This window comes from Mesorhizobium sp. M7A.F.Ca.US.014.04.1.1, from assembly GCF_003998745.1.
Taxonomy (GTDB): Bacteria; Pseudomonadota; Alphaproteobacteria; order Rhizobiales; family Rhizobiaceae; genus Mesorhizobium; species Mesorhizobium ciceri.
On sequence record NZ_RZRW01000374.1, the window covers coordinates 1 to 5,805 of the forward strand.

The window sequence follows — 5,805 nt, forward strand, 5'->3', positions numbered from 1 at the left end:
GGCGATGCTGGCCAGCCGCGGCGGCGTCGAGGTGGTGCAGGCCGTGAGCCTGGGCTGGAGCGGCTACGCGGTGGAGGCGGAATGCTTTGCCTTCCTCGCGGTTCGCGTGCTGCGCGGCCTGCCGATCAGTTTTCCGAGCACGACCGGCGCACCGCGGCCGATGCAGGGCGGAAAACTCGCCGGTTAAGCCAGTTTCTTCTGCAGGAAGATGCGGCTGCGGCCGACGGGGAAGTCGGCAAGTGTTCCAAAGGGCTGATAACCCTGGCGCTGATAGACCTTGGCGGCATTCGGATTGAAGGTGTCGATCCAGGCGTTTTGACAGCCGCGCGCCACCGCTTCATGTTCGGCCGCGTCCAGCATCTTGCCGGCCATGTGCTGGCCACGCAGCCGCTCATCCACCCAGAGCCATTGCACATAAAGCCATCCCCAGGCGGTGTAGCCGGAAATGCCGGCGACGACCGCGCCGGCGTCGTCGCGCACGAACACCGCAAGCGCATGCCTTTCGGACGCGCCGACATCGCCGTCGTTGAACGCCGTCAGCCTTTCGCTGAGAAAAGTGAGGTCTTGCGGCGAGGGATTTGCCGTCGTTTGCAGTGTCGTGTTCATCGCTTTTCCGAGATGGGTTGCGTATCGGCATCGCCGCCATTGCGAAATTCGGACGCGGCAATGCCGTAGCGCTTGAGCTTGTCATAAAAGGTCTTACGCGGCACGCCGAGCACGTCGATGGCGGCGCGCACGTCGCCGCCATGGTCGCGTAGCGCATCGCGGATCAGTTGCGCCTCATAGTGGCCGACCCGTTCGGGCAATGCTGCCGCAGGCTCCGGCGAATGCGCGCGAACCGTTTTCATCTCCTCGTCCGGGCCGAGACCGAGCGCGACGCGATCGGCGAAATGGGCGAGCTCGCGCACATTGCCCGGCCAGTCATGCGACTGGAGATGATCGCTGACGGCTGCATTCACTTTGGCGACAGGCCGGCCAAACCGTTCGGCCGCCTTGCCGAGGAAATGCCCGAACAGCATCGGGATATCGCCGCGGCGTTCACGTAGCGGCGGAATGCGCAGCGTCACCACGTTGAGGCGAAAATACAGATCCTCGCGAAAATCGCCGCGCTGGTCCGGCCGCCCGAGATCGACCTTGGTCGCTGCGACGACCCTGAGATCGATGCGCCGTATCTCGTTCGAGCCAAGCGGCGTGAGGCTGCGCGTTTCGAGCACGCGCAGCAGCTTGACCTGGAGCGCAGGCGGCATGGATTCGATCTCGTCGAGAAACAGCGTGCCGCCGCTCGAATGCTCGATGCTGCCAATCCGCCGCCGCTGCGCGCCGGTGAACGCGCCAGCCTCGTGGCCGAACAACTCGCTCTCTATGACCGTCTCCGGCAGAGCGCCGCAATTCAGCGCGACGAAGGGTTTTGCGCGCCGCCGCCCCCATCGGTGCAGGAGGTCCGCCACCACTTCCTTGCCGGTTCCCGTTTCTCCCTCGACCAGCACATCGACATCCATGTCGGCGATCTGGCGCAAGGTCTCGCGCAACCGCTTGATGGCAGGCGCCTCGCCGATCAGCGGCAGGCCGTCGGCGGCCAATGCCGCGGCTTCGCGCAGCCGCCGGTTTTCCATCACCAGCCGCCGCTTCTCACTCGCCCGTTTCAGCGCCTCGACAAGGCGTTCTCCGGCATAGGGTTTCGGAATGAAATCGTAAACGCCGTCCTTGAGCGCGGCCACAGCGAGATCGACGTCGCCATGCCCGGTAACCAGGATCACCGGTATATCCGCGTCGATCGCTTTGATGCGATCGAACAGCTGCAGACCATTCATGCCTGGCATGCGGATATCGCTGACGACGACGCCCTCGAAATTCCTGTCGACGACGGCAAGTGCTGCCTCGGCGGCGTCGAGTGCGACCACCGTGAAGCCGGCAAGCTCGAGCAATTGCGTGGTGGCGTGAAGGAGGTCCGCATCGTCGTCGACGAGCGCGACCAGCCCTGATCCGTCTGTCATTCAATTCGCCTCAAATCGATGGTGAAGGATGCGCCGCTGCCATTGCCGGGATCGAGCCGCAGCGTGCCGCCCAATTCCTGGGCGATCTCCTGCGAGATCACCAGCCCCAGGCCAAGCCCCTTCTCCTTGGTGGTCTGGAACGGCATGAACAGATTGCCGGCCGCCTCCGGACCAAGGCCGGGTCCATTGTCGCGCACCGAAATCAGCACTCGATCACCGCGCTCGGCGAGTTCGATCTCGATGCGCGGATCGGGCTGGTCCTTCATCGCGTCCAATGCATTTTGCAAAAGATTGACCAGGATCTGCTCCAGCCGGATGCGGCTCGCCATGACCACCGGCGAGGCATTGCCGCGCGGCCTGACGATGGTGACGCCGGAATCGCGTATGCGGCCTGACAGCAGCGACAGCGCGCCGTCGATCGCCTCGCGCACCGGCAGCGGCGAAGCGGCGACGCCCGGCCGGCGGGCGAAAGTGCGCAAGGTGCCGGTGATCGCGCCGATGCGTTCGGTCATCGAAACGATCGATGTCAGATTGCCGCTGGCCGATCCGGTCTTGCCGCTGTCCAGAAAACGACCTGCATTCTCCGCATAGGTGCGGATGGCGGCGACCGGCTGGTTGATCTCATGCGCCACGCCGGCGGCGATCTGGCCGAGGATGGAAAGCCGGTTGGCCTGGGCGAGATCGTCGCGCAGTCGGCGGACCTTGGCTTCGGCATTCTCGCGCTCGGCGATTTCGCCGGCAAGTGCGGTGTTGGAGCGCGTCAGCTCGGCCGTTCGCGTGCTGACCCGGCTTTCGAGCTCGGCATTCATGCGCGCCAGCGCTTCCTGCCGCAGCCTGCGCGTTCGCCGGCGCCGGGTCAGCACGTAGGCAATCAAGCCTAGAAGCAGCAAGCCCAGGAGCGTGGTCAGGCGCGCCGTATTGGCGGCCGAGGAGAGAGCAGCGTCGGCGGGCGTCAGCAGCCACAGACGCCAGCCTGGGACTGCACCGGGCAAATCCTGCACCACCTCGACGAACTGGCGTGGTTTTCCGGCGTTGTCGATCGTCGCCAGGCCATCGCCGGCGCCGCGTCTGAACGGCAGCGGCTCGAAGGCAGCATCGGCCAATTGCAGTTGCTCATGGGCGGCGGCCACGTCCTCGGCCGACAGTGGTGCCAGCGCACGAAACCGCCAGTCGGGCTGGCTGGTGGCCAGCACGACGCCTCGTTCATCGGTGACAAAGACAAGGAAACCGCTGGAACGCCAATTTGCCTCGACGCCGTCGAGCTCGACCTTCAACACCGCAACGCCAAGCGGCTTGCCGTTATCGTCGACGCGGCTCGAAAGGTAGAGTCCCGGCCGTCCGCTGATCGTGCCGAGGCCATATTGGCTGGCAGCACCTTTCGCCATCGCCTCCTGAAAATAGTGCCGGAAATTATAGTCGATGCCGACAAAGCTGGTCGGTTCGCCGGCATTGCTGGCTGATATGGCGATGCCTGCCGTATCGATGACATAGATGGCGGAGGCCGAGGCATCGCCGGCAATCGCCTTGAGCTTGTCGTTGAGGGCCGCTTCTTGCATCTTCCCGGCCCGGCGCAGCGCGCCCCGCACAGCATCGTCGCGGGCCAGCACCAAGGGAACCAGGCGCTGCTTTTCGATTTCGCCGGTCAGCGTTCCCGCCGCCAGCGGCAGAGCGGCAAGTGCTGTGTCGCGCAGATTGTCGGCCGCCTGGCCGGAGGCGATGCGCCCGGCGATGGCGATCGCGCCAGCCAGGACGGCAAGGGCTGCGACCACGGCAAGCCAGCGGCCGTCGCGCAGCCGGGCCACCGCCTCGCGCAGCAACTCACGGCCGGCAAACCCTTGGGATTCGCTATCGGTGCCTGCCTGCGGCGTCTGCCCTCTCCCTTTTCTTCGCGGCTTTCCGGTCAGTGTAATGCGAAAATCCGCCCAGGCAAACGCCACTTGTGCGGAAATCCGCACAAGTATTGTCCGCGCGACCTCTGACAAAGGCGGAAATCCGCGATTCCGGCCTTTCCCCGATCTGGCACGACGCTTGCAAAACTGTTTTCAGCGGCGTGCGACCGGAGCGCCGCGATGGGAGAAGTCACGCAGGCGATCCGTTTTCGCCCATCCGGCCAGGGAGAGTTCGATGCACATCGCAGACCAATCAGGCGCGCTTGCCGCGCAGCGCAAACCTTTCTATGCCCAACTCTACGTGCAGGTGCTCGTCGCGATCACCGTCGGCATCCTGCTCGGCCATTTCTATCCGTCGGTCGGCGAGAGCATGAAGCCGCTCGGCGACGCCTTCATCAAGCTGGTCAAGATGATCATCGCCCCGGTCATCTTCCTGACCGTGACAACGGGCATTGCCGGCATGAGCGACCTGCAGAAGGTCGGGCGTGTTGCCGGCAAGGCGATGCTCTATTTCCTCACCTTTTCGACGTTGGCGCTGATCATCGGCCTTGTCGTCGCCAATGTCGTGCAGCCGGGCGCCGGCTTCAACATCGACCCGGCGACGCTCGACGCCTCGACCGTCAACACCTACGCCGCCAAGGCGCACGATCAGTCGGTCACCGGGTTCCTGATGAACATCATCCCGTCGACCATCGTCGGCGCCTTCGCCGACGGCGACATCCTGCAGGTGCTGTTCTTCTCGGTGCTGTTCGGCATCGCGCTGGCGCTGGTCGGCGACAAGGGCATGCCCGTGCTCAACTTCCTGCAGGCACTGACGACGCCGATCTTCAAGCTGGTCAGCGTGCTGATGAAGGCCGCCCCCATCGGTGCCTTCGGCGCCATGGCCTTCACCATCGGCAAATACGGCATCGGCGCGGTCATCAATCTCGCCATGCTGGTCGGCACCTTTTACGTGACGTCGTTCCTGTTCGTGTTCATCGTGCTGGGTGCGGTCTGCCGCTACAACGGCTTCTCCATCCTGTCGCTGATCCGCTACATCAAGGAAGAGCTGCTTTTGGTGCTGGGCACCTCCTCGTCGGAGGCCGCCCTGCCCTCGCTGATGGAAAAGATGGAGAAGGCCGGCGCCAAGCGCTCGGTGGTCGGCCTGGTCATCCCGACCGGCTATTCCTTCAACCTCGACGGCACCAACATCTACATGACCTTGGCGGCGCTGTTCATCGCACAGGCGACCAACATCCACCTGTCGATGGGTGACCAGATCCTGCTGCTGCTGGTGGCCATGCTCTCGTCCAAGGGTGCCGCCGGCATCACCGGAGCGGGCTTCATCACCCTTGCCGCCACGCTGTCGGTGGTTCCGGCGGTGCCGGTCGCCGGTATGGCGCTGATCCTCGGCGTCGACCGCTTCATGTCGGAATGCCGGGCGCTGACCAACTTCGTTGGCAATGCCGTCGCCACGCTGGTGGTGGCGCGCTGGGAAGGCGAACTCGACGAGGCCAAGCTGGCGAGGGCGCTGGCGGGCACGGCTGATGACAGCCTGCCGGCGGATGTCGTCCCCGCCGAGTAACCACGTGTGGCTTATGCGTAAAAGGCCGGAGGCATGCTGCCTGCGGCCTTTGTCATGCAGTCGCACGTCAGACGGTGCCGATCTTGCTCAGTGGTGTGTCCGGATATGTGCTTGGGCCGACAGGCATGCGGGCTGCCAAAGTGCCCTCGTCGTCGAACAGCACAAGGCTGGCGGCGCCGACGAGCCCGGCATGGCGGCCGAGCTGTGCTGGAACGACCGGTACGTCGCGATAGGCGCGCATGGCCCGCTGCCTGCTGGTTGCCTCGATGGTCGGCGCCATCAGGTCGAGCCCATTGGCGATGCCGCCGCCGACGACCAGCACATCGGGCGAATAGAGATGTAGCAGGTTGGTGAAGCC

The 5,805-nt window shown here is 64.8% G+C and carries 6 protein-coding genes; 2 read left to right on the forward strand and 4 right to left on the reverse strand.

What is annotated here, in order from left to right:
• The coding region (locus EOA22_RS22365; RefSeq protein ID WP_206521315.1) for an anhydro-N-acetylmuramic acid kinase at positions 1-187 on the forward strand (187 nt) is incomplete at its 5' end.
• On the opposite strand, the gene EOA22_RS22370 is transcribed toward EOA22_RS22365, so the two are convergent.
• The 3 genes from EOA22_RS22370 to EOA22_RS22380 are packed head-to-tail and all read right to left on the reverse strand — an operon-like array spanning position 184 to position 3,949.
• Positions 184-606: a GNAT family N-acetyltransferase gene (locus EOA22_RS22370; protein ID WP_063167597.1), complete on the reverse strand. Its 423-nt coding sequence runs from the start codon at positions 604-606 to the stop codon at positions 184-186. The genes EOA22_RS22365 and EOA22_RS22370 overlap by 4 nt on opposite strands.
• Positions 603-1,994: a sigma-54 dependent transcriptional regulator gene (locus tag EOA22_RS22375; protein ID WP_063167596.1), complete on the reverse strand. Its 1,392-nt coding sequence runs from the start codon at positions 1,992-1,994 to the stop codon at positions 603-605. Before EOA22_RS22375 ends, EOA22_RS22370 begins: the two co-directional genes overlap by 4 nt.
• Positions 1,991-3,949: a sensor histidine kinase gene (locus EOA22_RS22380; protein ID WP_063167595.1), complete on the reverse strand. Its 1,959-nt coding sequence runs from the start codon at positions 3,947-3,949 to the stop codon at positions 1,991-1,993. The genes EOA22_RS22375 and EOA22_RS22380 overlap by 4 nt, the downstream gene beginning before the upstream one ends.
• 169 nt (positions 3,950-4,118) lie before the next feature.
• Here EOA22_RS22380 and EOA22_RS22385 point away from each other — a divergent pair, with 169 nt between their 5' ends.
• Positions 4,119-5,447 (forward strand): dicarboxylate/amino acid:cation symporter, encoded by a 1,329-nt coding sequence (locus EOA22_RS22385; RefSeq protein WP_063167594.1) that lies wholly within the window; start codon positions 4,119-4,121, stop codon positions 5,445-5,447.
• Positions 5,448-5,514: 67 nt separating this feature from the next.
• Here EOA22_RS22385 and EOA22_RS22390 read toward each other — a convergent pair.
• Positions 5,515-5,805, reverse strand: a 291-nt coding sequence (locus EOA22_RS22390) for an ROK family protein (protein ID WP_127390221.1), incomplete at its 5' end; no start/stop codon positions are given.

What these genes read in the sequence shown, in the direction of transcription:
- EOA22_RS22375 (WP_063167596.1), bottom strand. Translation starts at nt 1,994, where the DNA reads ATGACAGACGGATCAGGGCTGGTCGCGCTCGTCGACGACGATGCGGAC.
- EOA22_RS22370 (WP_063167597.1), bottom strand. Translation starts at nt 606, where the DNA reads ATGAACACGACACTGCAAACGACGGCAAATCCCTCGCCGCAAGACCTC.
- EOA22_RS22385 (WP_063167594.1), top strand. Translation starts at nt 4,119, where the DNA reads ATGCACATCGCAGACCAATCAGGCGCGCTTGCCGCGCAGCGCAAACCT.